Here is a 15957-nt window from a genome sequence, read left to right as displayed (position 1 = left end):
TGCTGCCTGCCGCGGCGGACCGCGTTGCTCGCCGTTGGATGGTGGGAGACGATCCTTGCCATGACGCCGAGTGACGAGTCCGAGCCCGCGCCCGTGCCGGCCGTGCCGTCGCTTCGCGAGCGGCTGCCGCGGTGGCTGGTGGCGGCGCTCTTGGCCCTGGTGATGCTGCGGATCGCCTACCACTGCGCCTACCTGGTCGAGGTGCCGTTCTCCTTGGCCACGTTCTCCGACGGTCGTCTCTACGAGGAGGCGGCTCGCGATCTGCTCGACGCGCCGCCGTGGGGCACCGAGCCGTTCTATCTTCAAGGGCTCTACGCGTACCAGCTCGCGATGCCCATGCTGATCCGTCCGTGGATCTCGCTGGCCTTGCTGTTCCAGCTGGTGCTCGCCGGGCTCGTGCTCTGGGGACTCCATCGGGCGCTCGCACCGGTGCTCGGGCGTCGCGATGCAGCGCTGTCGCTGCTGGTGCTGCTGCTCTACCCGGGCCTTTCGTTCTACGAGAACAAGATCCTCACCGCCTCGCTGGCGGTGGGCACGATGGTGCTCATGCTGCTCGCCCTCGCTCGTCTGCAGGCGCGGCCGGGTGTACGCGCCGTCGTGTTGCTCGGGTTCGCCACCGGCCTGGCCGTGCTGGCGCGGGGCAACATGCTGCTGGCGGTGCCCGCCGTGGCGGTGGCGGCCGCGCTCGCATGGGCGCCCACCGGGCGGCCGCGCTGGCAGGGGCTCGGCTGGCTCGCGCTGGGTCTGCTGCTCGCGCTCTCGCCCATGGCGCTGCGCAACGCGATCGTGACCGGGCGACCGTCGATCATGCCCGTGCACGGCGGAGGGACCTCGTTCTACATCGGCAACAATCGCCACGCGCGGGGGGTGTGGAACAGCGCGGGGGGCCTGCTGAGCGGCGAGGTGGTGCACGAGCAGCAGGAGCTGGCGGCCACGCTCGGCGTGCCCGAAGGGCCGAAGGCCGAGCAGGCAGCGGCGATCGGCCGCGCGCTCTACCGTCGGTCCTTCGACGAGATCGGGCAGGAGCCCGGCCGCTGGCTGTGGCTCGAGCTGCGCAAGGGCTGGCTGCTGATCGGCAACGACGAGCTGTCACAAGACTACGACGTGGCCGGCGAGCGCGAGCTGCTGCCGTGGTCGGGCATCGGGCTGCCGTTCTGCGTCGTGTTGGGGGTGGGCCTGGTGGGCGGGTGGGGGCTGTGGCGTCGGGCGAGGGCCGAGCCCGAGTTCTGCACGCGCCTGCGACCGTGGGCGTGGCTGCTGGGGGGCCAGTTGCTCGCAGTGGTGGCGGCGAACCTCTTGTTCTTCACCTCGGCCCAGCACCGCCTGCCGCTGGTGGTACCGCTGGCCATGGGCCTGGGACCAGGGATCTCGTGGCTCGCTCGCGGGCGGAGCATCGCGGGCACGCGGGCCGACCGGCGCGCCTGGGGGTATGCGTGGGCGATCGTGGCGCTCGTGGTCGTGCAGGGGATCTGGCCGCGGCAGCGGGTCGAGGGCCCCACGCCCGAGCACTACTACAACCTCGCGATCGCATACGTGCAGATCGGCCAGCCCCACGAGGCGATCGTGGCGCTCGACCGAGCGGTCGCCCGTCGGCCCGATCACCCCGTGATCCTGATCGAGCGCGCCACCCTCGAGCGACGCATGGGACGCTTCGACGAGTGCGAGGCCGATCTCGATCGGCTCTCGGCGCTGCCCAACCTGCCCCCGTGGATCGCCGGGCGGGTGGACGAGGAGCGACGGCGGGTCGCCGCGCTTCGCTCGCTGGTGACGGCGCCCGAGTGACGAGCGGTCGCTCGCGCGCTTGCGTGCGGCGCCCCGACTGACGCACGCTCGCGGGCGTGAGCCGCTCGCCCGCCACCGTCGCCGAGGCCCAGGAGCTCGCCCGAGCGTTCGGCCTGCACCCCCACGACGTGGCTCCGCTGGGTCGCGGGCTGATCAACGACACGTTCGCGGTGGAGTCCGGCGAGGGGTCGTTCGTGCTGCAGCGGGTGCACCCCGTGTTCGCGCCGCAGATCCACGACAACATCGAGGCCGTCACCGCCCACCTGCACCGCCGCGGGATGATCACCCCACGCCTGCGCTCCGCCCCCGACGGGGCCCGCTGGATCGAGCGCGACGGTGCCGTGTGGCGGGTGCTCACTCGCGTGTCCGGAGTGACCTTCGATGCGGTGGCGAGCCCGGCCCAGGCCCATGCCGCGGCTGGACTCCTGGCCCGCTTCCACTCGGCGCTCGGCGACCTCGAGCACCGGTTCGTGGGGCTGCGCAGCGGCGTGCACGACACGCCCGCGCACCTGCGGCGGCTGCACGAGGCGGTGGCCGAGCACCGTGAGCATCGCCTGTACGCGCCGGTGGCTCGACTCGCCGAGGCCATCGGCGCGCGTGCGACCGAGCTGCCGACGATCGACGCGCTGCCGTCGCGCGTGGTCCACGGTGATCCCAAGCTGAACAACGTCTTGTTCGAGTCGGCGCAGTCACCCGGCGCCGAGCGTCCGGTGTGCCTCATCGACCTCGACACCGTGGCTCCGATGCCCTTGCCGCTCGAGCTCGGCGACGCGCTGCGCTCGTGGTGCAACCCCCGGGGCGAAGACGAGCACGAGGCTCGGTTCGATCTGGCCACGCACGAGGCGACGATGAGCGGGTACCTCGGTGCGTGCACGCTGTCGCTGCGGGCCGACGAGCGCGAGGCGTTGCTGCACGGGGTGGAGTGGATCACGCTGGAGCTGTCGGCTCGCTTTGCCGCCGATGCCCTCCACGAGCGCTACTTCGGCTGGGATCGCGCCCGCTTTCCCGCCGCGGGTGAGCACAACCTCGTGCGTGCCCGGGGCCAGTGGTCACTGCACGAACAGGTGCTCGCGACCCGTGGCGCGCGCGAGGCCGCGCTCGCCATGGCCCCGCGGGGCGGATGAGATCGAGCCCCAGCGGCCCCGCGTGCTTGTCCGGCCCCCCTTCATCGGTGTACCGTGGCGTCGTGGTGCTCCGCATCTCGCCCCAGCAGATGCAGGCGATGCACGAACGACGGGCCGAGCCACAGGTGGACGCGTTGTTCGACCACGTGCAGGACCGGCTCGGCCTGACCCATCCCATCCAGCCCCAGCACGGGCGCGAGGTGCTGACCGCGGCCGTGCTGACCGCGCGGCGGCACGGCCTGAGCGATCCCGCCGCGCTCGAGCGCTACGCGCTGCTCGTGGTGCGGGTGGGCGACGACCTCGGCTACGGCCCGGCGGACGCATGGTCGGGCCCCATCCTCGATGATCCCTGGCTCTCGGATGCCGAGAAGATCTCGCTGCTCGAGCAGGCTGCGATCGAGCGCGGCTTGCTGTCCCACCCTGTCTAGACCGGGAGCACTGCGTCTTGCCGTCGTTGTCCGTCAAGTCGGTCAGCAACCAGACCCTGGTCGATGGTCAGCCCTACGCCGAGCGCCTCGTGGCCCGCGACGCGGGGCCCAACGTTCGCTGGATCCTCCAGCTGCATCCACCAGGTGCGCGCATCTCCGCCGATGGAGTGGTCTCGTGGGTGGCGCGCTTCGGCGACACTCCGGCCCACTTCAGCGTGACCGCGGCCGACGACGCGGGCGGGGCGGGCGGTCGCAGCTGGGTGGTGACGGTCAAGCCGGCCCCGGTGCGGCTGGCCGTGGTCGGCCAGCGCCTCGATGATCAGCACGAGCTGGTCTACACGCCCCAGCGGGTCGAGGGCACCGGCCCCGTGGTGTGGTCGCTGTCCAAGGCGCCCGACGGGATGACCATCGATCCCCAGTCGGGCGAGATCCGCTGGCCGGCGGTGTTCACCGGCAAGACCATCACGGTCACGGTCAAGGCCAAGGGCCCGGCGGGGAGCACCAAGGCGAGCTTCGCCGTCGACGTGGTGCCCGCGTCGCCGATGATCGCGGCGCTGCCCGAGGCGAGGGTGCGCGACGGCGATGCCTACCGGACGGTGGCGCGGATCTCGTATGGCTCGGGGGACATGCGCTGGTCGGTCGAGTCGGGGCCCGCGGGCCTGGCCATCGATGCGCGCACCGGGGAGCTGACGTGGGCAAAGGCGGTGTGGTCGGCCGTGCCCTACCTCGTGCGAGTGAAGGTGGTGGGCCCGGGCGGAGCGGCGACCAAGGCGTTCCAGCTCACGGTCGATCCGCTGCCGCCGGTGATCGTGGCGCTGCCCCCCGCCCGGGTCGACGAGGGCAAGCGCTTCGAGGCCACGCCCACCCTGCGCCAGGGCTCGGGGGAGATCCGGTGGCGCCTGGTGACCGGCCCCAACGGCATGCAGGTCGATGCGGGCACCGGCGCGATCCGCTGGGACGCCACACCGTCCGACCAGCTCGTGCCGGTCGAGCTCGAGGCCGAGGGACCGGGGGGACGCGAGCGCAAGGGCTTCGACATCACGGTGGTGAGCCCACCGGTGCTGGCTGCGATCCCCAACGTGCGGATCACCGAGGGCGAGCGCTACACCCAGGTGATCGAGCTGTCTCGCGGGACCGGGCCCATCGACTTCGAGGTGACGGGCCATCAGCGGGGGATGTACATCACGCTGCCCAAGCGCACGATCGCCTGGCGGTCGACGCCGACCTCCGCGCCGGTGCGGATGAAGGTGAAGGCCAAGGGACCCACGGGGGTCGTGGCCGAGCGCACGTTCACGGTGGAGGTGCTGCCGCGCGACGACGGGCTGGTGCAGCGCTGCCCTCGGCCGGCCCGGGCTCAGCCGGTGGTCGTGCCGCAGTGCTGCGACTTCCAGCTGAAGCTCCACTGCAAGCACGTGGTGGGCACCAGCCCCAACCACGAGAACCAGGACATCCGCGCCGGCTCGCACGGCTGGGCGGGCTTCCACGGCACGCCGTTCGCGTTCGTCAACCCGCGCTCCTACACCATGCTGTACCCGCCCGCGGGCGCGCCCACGCCCAACGAGAAGCGACGGGCCGATCGCACGCGGGACGACCTGAAGAAGTTCATCGTGGGCGGCGACACCGAGTGGCCCGTCTATCAAGTGCTGGCCGGACGCGTGCAGCTGGCCGATCTGGTCACCTCGACGGTGAAGCACCAGCCGGGCTGCCCCGGCGATCGCGTGGTCTCGGTCTGCATCTTGCGCAAGGGGCAGTCGTCGTCGGCCAAGGCCCTGTCGTGGACGGAGGTGCGGCCCAAGGCCACCGAGGCCGAGCAGTACGGGCTGGTGGCGGGGGCCGAGGCGGAGTTCTCCAACGTGCCGCTGCAGGGCGAGTGGCGCTCGCTGGTGCGCTACAACCCGTTTCGCTGGAAGGGCCTGCCGCGCAACCAATGGGACGTGGCGGTGGTCGACGAGTCGGGGGCGATCGTGCGCCGCGGCGACGTGCCCCTGCGCGTGACGGTCGAGGCCTGCTCGGACATCCGCTGGGAGGTCAACGTGACCCTGTCGCGGTCGTCCTCCACCGTGCAGGGCGCCCAGGTCGACCGCCTGCCCGGGGAGGACGGGGGCTTCCAGGCCGAGTTCCGCCACGATCCCGAGGATCCCACCAAGCCCGAGACGATCCAGACCGACAGCGGCTGGGTGCTCACCGGCATCGCCAAGGTCGCCTACGACCAGTACGTGCACTCGTTCGAATACCAGCTGGCCGACAACCTGCAGGGCGCGCTGGGGTTCCTCAGCACGCTCGACTCGGCCTTCGACTTCCTCGACAAGGCGCTGTCGTTCGCGCCCGTCATCAGCGGCAGCGTGCGCAAGCCGTCGCTGTCGGTCTACTTCGCGGCCGAGCCCTACGAGCAGGACAGCGTGGCGCTCGTGGGCTACCAGTGGAAGCTGGGCTTTGGCGCCAAGCCGCTGTTCGGGGTGCAGATCGAGTTCAACCTGCTCGACTTCATCCTGCTGTGCTTTCCGCTCACGTCGGCATTCGTGCCGTTCCTCAAGGCCCTGCGCGCCGGGGTCGGGGTCAAGGGCGTCGCGCGGGTGCGGGTGGACATCGGCATCTACCTCATCGCGGGCGGAGAGGTGGGCGTGGAACTCGAGTGGGCCTACCAGCAGCCCGACGGCCACGCCGCCTATGGCCTGATCGACGCACGCATCGACTTCAAGATCGAGGGCCGGGCCGAGGCCGAGCTCGAGGTGTTCATCGTCAGCGGCGGCGCCGGGGTGAAGGTGGGGGCCAAGACCGCGGTGGGCCTGTGCATCAAGGCCGCCTCGGGTGATGGTCCCCGCGTGCAGGGCCAGACGCGCTGGGAGGGCGTGGTGCTCTACCTGATGATGTACTACAAGGCCGGCCTGAAGATCGGGCCGTTCACCAAGGGCACGCAGCGTACCAAGACCAAGGTGCTGGTGGTGGCCAAGCCCCGCTACTGGCCGCGGGCGCCCGTGCCCCAGTGACCACGGAGCGAAGACCGACCATGGCGGCACCCAAGAAGGACGAGACCCAGGGCACCGAGGCCACCGGAGATGCCAGCGGCTTTGCGGGGCGCTTTCCGCTGCAGGACATCGACATCTTCGCGGGTGGGGGCACGCGCGGCGAGGAGGTCGAGCTCGACGAAGAGGCGCTGGCCAAGCAGGCGGGTCTGGACAAGGGCGCGAGCGACACGGCTCCCAAGGACACGACCAAGAAGAAGAAGCGCTTCGGCTTCGGGTGAGCGCATGTCGAACCCCAACAACCATCGTCAGCCCATGGCCGGTCAGCCCGTGTTCAAGCTCGGCATCGACGCCGGGTCGTGCCGCTTCGAGGTTCGCATCAACGACGTGCCGATCCTGCGCTCCGACGTGGCGCTGCCGTTCGACGTGGAATTCCCGGTGAGCGAGTGGATCGTGCGGGGACCCAACCGCATCGCCGCCCTGGTCTTGCCGCCGCCGGTGTGGGACGACGAGGGCAACGAGCTCGAAGAGCGCGAGCGCTTCGATCCGGCCGAGAGCGCGCTGCGGCTGACCTTGTGGGTCAAGCAGAACGGGGCGCCGCGCGAGACCCGGCAGGCGATCACCACGCTGAACTTCGTGGCGCGCGACGTCACGCCCTCGCCCTCGGGAACCGAGCCAGGGGAGGGGGGCTGGCACGGCAGCGCGCCCGCCGGGCGCTTCGACTCCCGCCGCGAGTTCATGCGCGACGATCAGGGCGGCGACGTGATGATCTCGGAGGTGAGCTTCGAGCGCAACGACGAGCCGCCGCACGAGGCGTTCCTCTACCGCGACGTGGGCATGCGCTCGCCATTCCCGTCGTGGGCATGGGAGCGGGGGCAGACGATCACCGCCGACGATCAGACGCACGCTGCGTTGGTGGCGGAGTACGAGCGCGTGTGGGGGCTCTTGCAGGCGCGCGACGAGGCGGCCATCGAGCAGCTACAGGCGACCAAGGCCGCCGAGTATCGGATCGCCTATCACCTCGACGACGCGGGTCTGCGCGAGGCCTTGCCGCTGACGGACCTGATGCAGTCCGAGGACTTGCAGCTCCAGCCGCTGGCCAAGGACGACCTCGAGCTGCGGGTGTTCGGCGAAGGCCGGCTGGCCAGGCTCGCCGACGGCGATGGCGACTCGCCGATCGTGTTCGTGGGTCCGGGCGAGGTCGGCTACTTCGTGGAGCTGACCTACTGCCGCACCGATGGCGGCTGGCTGCTGGTGCGGTAGACGGTCGGGATGCGGGCCCAAGGAAAGACGGGCACACCCCTGAAGGGGGGTGTGCCCTGCAGATGACGGGAGTCGAACCCGCGATCTCCGGCTTGAGAGGCCGACGGCTTACCAACTAGCCTACATCTACGAGGCCCAATTGCTCATGGGAGGGAGGTGGCTCGTGGAGACCGTGGATCACGGTGCCCTACCATTGGACGACCGGGTTTCTGTCGGGGGGGATTCGAACCCCCATCTCCGTGTGATCTCCGGAAGAGGTCCTCCCCCGTGCGAGAGCAGGCCCGCTTGATCAGCCTTCGGGTGATAGCCTGATGGACGATGCACCCGCGGTCATGCGGGGCACCGCCGTGGTCAGCCTGAGGATGAGGAGCAGTCACAGCCTATACCCATCGCGGACGGTAGCACCGGGCAGGCAAGGCGTCCACGAGCGTCCCCGCCCGAGCCCGACCTCGGCTACCCCCGCACGGGCGCGAGGAGGTGATCGATGAGCACCTTGGCGACCGCACGGCTCCGATCCACCTCCACCGTGTTGGCCCGCGAGCGCGCCTGCTTGACCGCAGCGATCAGCCGCTCGACCTGTTCCATCACGGCCTCCTTGCGCCCGGTGGAGATCATGCCGGTCCAGTCGTAGGAGCGGATCTCACCCACCGGCTCGTCGACCTCGACGATGTCGACCTGAGCGGGGTGCTCCTTGGTGGCCTCGACCATCACGTTGTACTTGCGGGCTCGCTTCTTGCGGATGGTGACCACCGGCTCGGCGCGCAGTACGTGCTTCTTGTCGGCCGCCGGATCCACGCTCCAGATCCGCACCGGGTCGAAGCACGGGATCTCCTTGAGCACCGCCTGCACCTCCTTGAGGCGCCGCTCGAGCTGCAGGAGGAAGGTGGCGGGGACGTTGGCGAGCAGCACCTGGCCATCGACCTCGATGTCGGCCTTGGCGCGGGTGTTGGCCTCGTCGACCTGCATGCCGAGGTCGAGCGCCTTGCCGACCTCGCGCAGGCACTGCTCGAGCTGCTCGGGCACCGTCTTGGCGAGCTGGGTCTCGGCCTCGAGCCGCTCGCCGCCCTCCTCGCCAGCGGCCTCGTCGACCGAGAACGGCCGGAAGGTACGGCGCATCCCGGTGAAATGGCTCTGCTTGGTGCGGAACGTCTCGATGAGCTGGCTCCGCGCTCGTTCGGCGTTGGCCTTGACGTCTTGCTCGACGGCGAGGATCTCGTGCAGCAAGGGCTTGTTGTCGCTCATGGTCGTGCTTGCGTGCCATGCGGCGCCACGGAGGGCAAGCAGGAACCACGAACCCCATTTTGGCCCCGCTTCCGCCGTGCACGTCCGTTTTGCGTATACTCCCCGCGTGTCCGACGCAGAGCCCCGGCCGTCGCACGAGCCGATCATCGCGGTCTACCCCGGGTCGTTCGACCCGATCACCGTCGGCCACCTCGACATCCTCGAGCGCGCGGTCAAGCTCTTCGACCACGTGATCGTGGCGATCGGCCAGCACCCGACCAAGCCCGGCTACTTCTCCGTGGAGCGGCGTGCCGAGCTCATCCGCCGCAGCGCCGAGCACCTGACCAACTTCGAGGTCTCCGCGTTCTCGGGCCTGGTGGTCGACTTTTGCCGGGAGCGCGGGGCCAAGGCGATCGTGCGTGGCCTGCGAGCGGTGAGCGACTTCGAGCCCGAGTTCCAGATGGGGCTGGCCAATCGCGATCTCGACCCTGGTGTGGAAACGGTGTTCTTGATCCCCCGCCCCGATCGCATGTTCGTGAGCAGCTCACTGGTCCGAGAGATCGCCGGGCACGGAGGGCACTACCAGCGCTACGTGAGCCCGGCGGTGGCGCAGGCGATGGCCGAGCGCGTGCGCGAGGGCTGAGATTCCGATCGTGGCCACGCCCAAGACCCCCGATGCCGAGGGCTCGGAGCCCACGGCCCTCGCTCGTCGCCGCGGCTCGGCCGCGGTCCCGTGGCGGGGCGACGAGCACGTGCTGGCCGTGGAAGCGGCTGCCGAGGCCGGGCTCGACCGGGGCGACGTGGAGCTCGATCTCTATACCCAGGGCTTCTCCTCGGGAATGACGGTCGATGACCCCCTCGACGGCGCGATCGTGGCACGCGGCCGCACCGTGCTTCGCGAGCGCGAGCTGCTCCGCAGCCTGCGGCCGGCGCTGCAGTACCTCGGCGTCCCCGCCGACGCGGTGAAGCTGCGGATCCACGACGGCAGCTTCGAGCTGCGCGTGTCCAAGCACGCGGCCGAGGCCAGCCGGCCCGCGCTCGACGCGGGCAAGCAGGCGCTCAAGCTGTGGCTGGGCTTTGGTCTGCTGGGCCTGGCCGGCTATCAGCTGCTCGCGCCGTTCGTGGCCGCCATCGTGTGGAGCGCGGGCCTGCTGCTGGGGGGCTGGCAGCTACGCCGGGGGATGGCGAGCGGTCGCGCCATGCTGGCCGGCCGACTCGCCATCGGCCTGGGCATGCTCGCGCAGGAGGAGAAGATCATCCTCCCGCCGGTGGATGCGCCCACCGAGGATCTCTCGTGACACGCGCGGTCGACCCGGGGCTGTGCGGACGCTGCGAGCACGCCCGCGCGGTGACCTCGGCGCGCGGCTCCACGTTCTGGAGGTGCAGCGTGCACGATCGCGACCCCCGCTGGCCCAAGTACCCGCCGCTGCCCGTGCGGCAGTGTCCTTGGTTCGAGGAGGGCGGCTGAGCTTCCGCACGCGGCTCCCATGGAGGCCGCCACGCGGGGCGGGTACAGTCGCCGCGACCGATGGCCGAGACCGCGAGCATTCCGCAGCTCATCTGCGAGCTGTGCCGCCAGTTCTATGAGCTGGGCTGGGTGTCCGGCACGGGCGGCGGGATCTCCATCCGTGGCGACGAGGGCATCTACATGGCGCCCTCGGGGGTGCAAAAGGAGCGCATTGCTCCCGAGGACGTGTACCTGCTCGATGCGTCCGACCTCGGCCAGTGTCGCGTGCTGCGGGCGCCCGCCGCCGACGGGCTCAGGGTCAGCGAGTGCCAGCCGCTCTTCTACAACGCCTACCGCGATCGCGGGGCGGGAGCGGTGATCCACAGCCACTCGATCTGGGCCGTGCTGGCCGCCCGCCTGTCGGTGCCGCACGGCGGTGCCGGCGTGTTCGTGACCGAGGGCCTCGAGATGCAAAAGGGCCTGCGCGGCAAGGGCTGCTTCGAGCGGGTCGAGGTGCCGATCATTCGCAACACCCCGCGCGAGGCCGAGCTGACCGACTCGATGGCCGAGGTCATGCGGGCCTACCCCGACGTCGACGCCGTGATCGTGGCCGGCCACGGGGTCTACGTGTGGGGCGAGACCTGGGTGCAGGCCAAGACCCAGGCCGAGTGCTACGACTACCTGTTTCGCGCGGCGGTGGAGGCCCATCGCCTCGGGTTGCCGCTGCAGCTGCCCGACGAGCCCACCTCGCCGATCAACATCGACTCCGACGACGGCCCCGAGGATCCGCCGAGAGGATGGCGCCGATGAAGCTCGAATGGCTGGAACCCTCCGCGGGCCGAGCACTCTGCACTCTCGAGGATCTGCGCGCGGTCGGGGCCCTCTACGAGAGTCTGCCGGTGGATCCGATGGCCTACCAGCCGCCGCTCGATCGCCTCAAGGCCGAGCGCGGCTACGTGGAGCAGGACGTGATCGAGCTGAGACCCGACACGCCCGGTCTCGATGCGCTGTGCGCCAAGTTCATCGACGAGCACCTGCACACCGACGACGAGGTACGCTACGTGCTCGAGGGCGAGGGCATCTTCGACCTCCGCTCGACGGACGACCAGTGGATGCGCGTGACCGTGGAGCAGGGCGACCTGCTCGTGGTGCCCGCCAATCTCCACCATCGCTTCATGCTCACCGAGCGCAAGCAGATTCGCTGCGTGCGGCTGTTCAAGGACAGCGCGGGCTGGGTCCCGCACTATCGCAGCCGCACCGACGCCGCAGGACCCGCAGAGGACCAGTAGGACACTTCGACATGGACCAGAGCACCACCAAGAACCAGGACTTCAAGGTCGCCGATCTCTCGCTCGCCGACTGGGGCCGCAAGGAAATCGCGCTCGCCGAGAAGGAGATGCCGGGCCTGATGGCCTTGCGCGCCAAGTACGGCGAGAGCAAGCCGCTGACGGGCGCCAAGATCGCCGGCTGCTTGCACATGACCATCCAGACCGCCGTGCTCATCGAGACGCTCATCGCGCTCGGGGCGCAGGTGCGTTGGTCGTCGTGCAACATCTTCTCCACCCAGGACCACGCCGCGGCGGCGATTGCTGCGGCCGGGATCCCGGTGTTCGCGTGGAAGGGCGAGACCGAGGAGGAGTACTGGTGGTGCGTGGAGCAGACGGTGAAGTGGCCCGACGGCACCCCGCCCAACCTGCTGCTCGACGACGGCGGCGACCTCACCATCGTGATGCACCGCGATCACGCGGCTGCGCTCGAGCAGTGCAAGGGCGTCTCCGAGGAGACGACCACCGGCGTGCACCGGCTCTACCAGATGGCCGAGCGCGGTGAGCTCGAGGTCGCGGCGATCAACGTCAACGACTCGGTCACCAAGAGCAAGTTCGACAACCTCTATGGTTGCCGCGAGAGCCTGGCCGACGGCATCAAGCGCGCCACCGACATCATGGTGGCGGGCAAGACGGTGGTGGTGGCCGGCTACGGCGACGTGGGCAAGGGCTGCGCCCAGAGCATGCGCGGCTTCGGCGCCCGCGTGCTCATCACCGAGATCGACCCGATCTGCGCGTTGCAGGCCGCGATGGAGGGGTACCAGGTGGTGACCATGGACGAGGCCGCCCCGCTCGCCGACATCGTGGTCACGGCCACCGGCTGCAAGAGCGTGGTGACCAAGGAGCACATGGCGGCCATGAAGGACGAGGCCATCGTGTGCAACATCGGCCACTTCGATTCCGAGATCGAGATCGGCCGGCTCGAGGCCGACCCCGGGATCGAGGAGGTCAACATCAAGCCGCAGGTGGACCGCTTCGTGTTCCCCGACGGCCACGCGATCATCATGCTGGCCCGCGGTCGGCTGGTGAACCTGGGCTGCGCCACCGGCCACCCCAGCTTCGTGATGAGCAACAGCTTCACCAACCAGGTGCTGGCCCAGCTCGCGCTGTGGCAGGACGGCGAAGCCGCCGGACAGCCGGCCCAGTACGAGCGCGGCAAGGTCTACGTGCTGCCCAAGGCGCTCGACGAGGAGGTCGCCCGCCTGCACCTCGACAAGCTCGGTGCCAAGCTGACCACGCTGACGGCCGATCAGGCCGAGTACCTGGGGATCCCGCAGCAAGGGCCGTTCAAGCCGGAGAACTACCGGTACTGACGATCCGGCGTCGCGGCCAGACCGCCCGTGACCGCCCGCGTGGCACGTGCACCCTGGCGAGCTTCGAGCATCTCCTGGGTCACCAGCTCTTGACGTTGCTTCCGGATCTCGCGCTCCTGCTCGGCGATCCGGCGATCCGCGGCCTCGTGGGCCCGGTTCATGGTTCGCCAGCGGGCCTCGGTCTCGCTTGCCGCGCTGCGGGCGAGCGCGGCGAGCAGCCGCGCATGGCGGGTGAGCGAGGCCACCGCCGTCGCGGTGAGCTCGGGTTCCACCAATTCGAGCAGCGGTCGGGGCATGGCGATGGTCGACTCGGGCTCGTTCCACGCGGTGACCTGGGGCCGACCGTCGGGGTCGATCCCCGCCGCGAGCACCAGCACCAGCCGCGTCTGGTCGATGCTGGCCTGGGACAGCAGCAGCTCGAGCTGAGTGGCGAGGTTCTGGGCCTGTTCGAACGAAGTCGCCGCCGGTAGCACCAGCGCGCCGGCCCCCATGTGCGCCCGAAGACGCTCACCGACCACCGCGCATGCGAGGAATCCCCGGCTCTGCTCGACGGACAGCCGCTCCGCCACCGCGCGGTTGAACGGCCCGCACAGACCCAGATCGGAGCCCAGGCCCACGAGCAGCCGCGGGGCGTCGGTGGAGGGTCGGGACCCGGGATACGCATCGCGCAGCGCCAGGCAGCGTGCGAGGTGGGCTTGGGCTCGGCGTGCCACCTCGACCCAGTGCATGCTCTGCGCCGCGGCCAGCGTGCGAGTCGCCCCAGCGATGCCGCGAAAGCTCTGCCATGCTCGCAGACGATCCTCGAGCTGCCGCAGCGTGGTCACGACTCGCTCACGATCCGATCCGCCGCCCGGCGCAGGCCCTCGAGCACGACGGGATCGACGGAGGGGGCATCGACCAGCGCGGTCCCGAACGCCGGGTGCCGCCGAATCTGCTCGCAGGCGCGCTCGATCAGCGCGTCGACGTCGTCCGTCGGCAAGCGTGCGAAGCCCTCGGCCTGCACCGCCAACAGCCGTGCGACCGTGTCTTCCCAGCTCCGCGACACGCCTCGCCCCTGCCGCAGCGCTCGCCTCACCCGTCGACCCCAGTCCACCACCGCCTGCGCCGATGCTTCCAGGCGCGTGCCGAAGCGGGCGAACGACTCGAGCTCCAGGAACTGTGCATAGCGGTTCTTGAACGATCCCGAGAGTCGCCGCAGCAAGGGCAGCTGGGCCTTGCCACCCACGCGCGAGACCGACATCCCCACATCGACGGCCGGCACCAGGTCGGCCGCGACCAGCCCTGCGTCGAGGCGGATCTGTCCGTCGGTGATCGACACCAGATTGGTGGGGATGTAGCCGGTGAGGTCTCCCGCTTGCGTCTCCACGATCGGGAACGCCGTGATCGAGCCGCCGCCGCGGGCGGGCCCGAGCTGGGTGGCGCGCTCGAGCAGTCGGGCGTGCGCATAGAACACATCCACCGGATGCGCCTCGCGTCCCACGGGTCGTCCCATCAACAGCGCCAGTGTGCGGTGGGCGTGGGCATGGGTCGTGAGGTCGTCGTAGACCACGACCACGTCGTGGCCGCGCTCGGCCAGCTCTTCGGCCATGGCGGTCGCGGCGTAGGGTGCAAGGTGGATCAACCCGACCGGGTCGTCGGCATCGGTCACCACCGCGAAGCCGTGCTGGAAGAAGCCCTCGTCGCGCAACCACCGTATGTGGGCGGCAGCGTCGGAGCTGCGTCGGCCGATCGCCACGTAGACGCCGATCGTGTCCGCATCGAGCCCGGCCAGGATGTCGAGGCACAGCTCGGTCTTGCCGGTGGAGCGATCGCCGATCACCAGCTGCCGCTGTCCCCGACCGATGGGAAGCATGGTGTCGATGGAGAACACGCCGGTCCGCAACGGACGAGAGACGGGCTCGCGCTCGATGAGCGGCGTGGGCAGGCCCTCCGCGCGGAGTCGTCGGCGGGTGTGGAGCCGGCCCCGCCCGTCGAGCGTGCGTCCCAGCGGATCGACGACCCGGCCGATGAGCTCGGGACCCGCCGGGACATCGACCGGTCGTCCCAGCGGCCGCACCGAGTCCCCTGCCTCGACGCCGTCGACATCGCCGAGCAGCACCAGGCGTGTATGCTGCTCGCGCACGTCCTCGGCCACGCCCAACACTCCGTCGACGTCGACGAGTTCCCCGGCGAACGGCTGATCGAGCGCCACCGCGGTGGCGACCCCGTCGGCGACCGTGGTGATGTGGCCTACCCGTGCGGATACGGTGATGGGCTCGAGGGTGGGGAGGCAGTCCCTCAGCGCGTCGAGGGCATGGCGAGCCACGGTACGAGCTCGGTCCTCCCACCAGCCCGAGTCTTCGGTGCTCACCGGATGGCCTCCGGTCCGGAGGCGTTCTCACCCAGCTGCTCCTCGTACCAGCGCCGTAGGCTGGCGCTGGCGCTGGCCTCCACCTCGTAGCCCTCGGCCTGGAGCCGGGCCCCGGCCACGATCCCAGGCTCGACGGTGAGCACGAGCTCCATCGTGGGCCCGAGCACCGCACGCAGCTCGGCCTCGACCGCGTCGGGATCGGTGTCCTCACCCACCGCCACCCGTATCGGTCCCACGAGCTCGCCGTTCTTCGCCTCGGCAAGGCCGTGGGCGGCCCGGCGCGCATAGGCCCGGTCGACCGCGGGGGCGCCCATGTGCTGCACCACCCTCGTGGCCGCGGCGGCGGCCAGGCGCAGAACCTCGAGGCGCAGCTGCTCGAGTGCCCGGCGGCGCGTCGACTCGACTTGCTGCTCGGCTGCGGTCACCGCGTTCCGTGCCTGCTCACGGCCCTCCGCCACCAGCGCCTCGGCACGCTCACGGCCCTCGGCCAGGGCCGACTCCAGGCGCTCTTGCGCTCGGTCGTCGAGCTCTTGCAAGCGGTGCTCGTACTCGTAGGCCTTGTGCGTGGCGGCCTGCTCGCGCTCGACCAGCTCGTCGTGCAGCTTCTCGATCTCCGCTCGACGCACCTCGATCGTGCGCTGCACCGGCCGGTAGAGGAAGCGCTGCAGGAGCACCACCAATATGCCGAAGTTGACGACTTCGAACGCGAGGACGGTCCAGTCGATGTCCATGGGAAGCCTG

Annotated in this window: 16 protein-coding genes and 1 tRNA gene; 12 read left to right on the top strand and 5 right to left on the bottom strand. The window is 70.4% G+C overall.

Features of this window, described 5'->3' with window-relative positions; translation table 11 throughout:
• Positions 1–60 precede the first annotated feature (60 nt).
• From OEB96_RS30080 to OEB96_RS30055, 6 genes are all read left to right on the top strand, one after another.
• The gene (locus OEB96_RS30080; protein ID WP_266220233.1) at positions 61–1782 is read left to right on the top strand and encodes a tetratricopeptide repeat protein; all 1722 of its coding nucleotides are present in this window, start codon (positions 61–63) and stop codon (positions 1780–1782) included.
• Between the two features lie 56 nt (positions 1783–1838).
• Positions 1839–2906, top strand: a complete 1068-nt coding sequence (locus OEB96_RS30075; RefSeq protein WP_266220232.1) for a phosphotransferase enzyme family protein — start codon at positions 1839–1841, stop codon at positions 2904–2906.
• A gap of 62 nt (positions 2907–2968) precedes the next feature.
• Positions 2969–3334: a hypothetical protein gene (locus OEB96_RS30070; protein ID WP_266220231.1), complete on the top strand. Its 366-nt coding sequence runs from the start codon at positions 2969–2971 to the stop codon at positions 3332–3334.
• A gap of 17 nt (positions 3335–3351) precedes the next feature.
• Complete coding sequence (locus OEB96_RS30065; protein ID WP_266220230.1) at positions 3352–6321, top strand: hypothetical protein; 2970 nt, start codon at positions 3352–3354, stop codon at positions 6319–6321.
• Between the two features lie 20 nt (positions 6322–6341).
• On the top strand, positions 6342–6578 hold the full coding sequence (locus OEB96_RS30060) for a hypothetical protein (RefSeq protein ID WP_266220229.1): 237 nt from the start codon (positions 6342–6344) through the stop codon (positions 6576–6578).
• 4 nt (positions 6579–6582) lie between these two features.
• The gene (locus OEB96_RS30055; protein WP_266220228.1) at positions 6583–7560 is read left to right on the top strand and encodes a hypothetical protein; all 978 of its coding nucleotides are present in this window, start codon (positions 6583–6585) and stop codon (positions 7558–7560) included.
• 57 nt (positions 7561–7617) lie between these two features.
• On the opposite strand, the gene OEB96_RS30050 is transcribed toward OEB96_RS30055, so the two are convergent.
• Positions 7618–7690, bottom strand: a tRNA-Glu gene (locus OEB96_RS30050).
• A 323-nt stretch (positions 7691–8013) separates the two neighbouring features.
• Complete coding sequence (locus tag OEB96_RS30045) at positions 8014–8802, bottom strand: DUF7873 family protein (RefSeq protein WP_266220227.1); 789 nt, start codon at positions 8800–8802, stop codon at positions 8014–8016.
• 106 nt (positions 8803–8908) lie between these two features.
• On the opposite strand from OEB96_RS30045, the gene coaD reads away from it, so the two are divergent.
• From coaD to ahcY, 6 genes are read left to right on the top strand one after another with little or no spacing between them, the layout of a single operon-like run.
• The gene (coaD, locus tag OEB96_RS30040; protein ID WP_266220226.1) at positions 8909–9424 is read left to right on the top strand and encodes a pantetheine-phosphate adenylyltransferase; all 516 of its coding nucleotides are present in this window, start codon (positions 8909–8911) and stop codon (positions 9422–9424) included.
• Positions 9425–9434: 10 nt separating this feature from the next.
• Positions 9435–10079, top strand: a complete 645-nt coding sequence (locus tag OEB96_RS30035; RefSeq protein ID WP_266220225.1) for a hypothetical protein — start codon at positions 9435–9437, stop codon at positions 10077–10079.
• A complete protein-coding gene (locus OEB96_RS30030; protein ID WP_266220224.1) occupies positions 10076–10249 on the top strand; it encodes a hypothetical protein in 174 nt (57 codons plus the stop codon). Before OEB96_RS30035 ends, OEB96_RS30030 begins: the two co-directional genes overlap by 4 nt.
• Positions 10250–10309: 60 nt before the next feature.
• Positions 10310–11038, top strand: a complete 729-nt coding sequence (gene mtnB, locus OEB96_RS30025; protein WP_266220223.1) for a methylthioribulose 1-phosphate dehydratase — start codon at positions 10310–10312, stop codon at positions 11036–11038.
• Positions 11035–11517, top strand: a complete 483-nt coding sequence (locus OEB96_RS30020; RefSeq protein ID WP_266220222.1) for a 1,2-dihydroxy-3-keto-5-methylthiopentene dioxygenase — start codon at positions 11035–11037, stop codon at positions 11515–11517. Before mtnB ends, OEB96_RS30020 begins: the two co-directional genes overlap by 4 nt.
• A gap of 11 nt (positions 11518–11528) precedes the next feature.
• Entirely contained in the window at positions 11529–12866 is a 1338-nt protein-coding gene (gene ahcY, locus OEB96_RS30015) for an adenosylhomocysteinase (protein WP_266220221.1), read from the top strand.
• On the opposite strand, the gene OEB96_RS30010 is transcribed toward ahcY, so the two are convergent.
• From OEB96_RS30010 to OEB96_RS30000, 3 genes are read right to left on the bottom strand one after another with little or no spacing between them, the layout of a single operon-like run.
• Entirely contained in the window at positions 12854–13690 is an 837-nt protein-coding gene (locus OEB96_RS30010; RefSeq protein WP_266220220.1) for a F0F1 ATP synthase subunit gamma, read from the bottom strand. The genes ahcY and OEB96_RS30010 overlap by 13 nt on opposite strands.
• The gene (locus OEB96_RS30005; RefSeq protein ID WP_266220219.1) at positions 13687–15216 is read right to left on the bottom strand and encodes a F0F1 ATP synthase subunit alpha; all 1530 of its coding nucleotides are present in this window, start codon (positions 15214–15216) and stop codon (positions 13687–13689) included. Before OEB96_RS30005 ends, OEB96_RS30010 begins: the two co-directional genes overlap by 4 nt.
• Positions 15213–15947, bottom strand: a complete 735-nt coding sequence (locus tag OEB96_RS30000; RefSeq protein ID WP_266220218.1) for an ATP synthase F0 subunit B — start codon at positions 15945–15947, stop codon at positions 15213–15215. Before OEB96_RS30000 ends, OEB96_RS30005 begins: the two co-directional genes overlap by 4 nt.
• Between the last annotated feature and the right edge of the window lie 10 nt (positions 15948–15957).

The sequence above is a fragment of the Paraliomyxa miuraensis genome, assembly GCF_026337845.1.
Taxonomy (GTDB): Bacteria; Myxococcota_A; Polyangia; order Nannocystales; family Nannocystaceae; genus Paraliomyxa; species Paraliomyxa miuraensis.
This window is presented reverse-complemented; position numbering and strand designations above follow the sequence as displayed.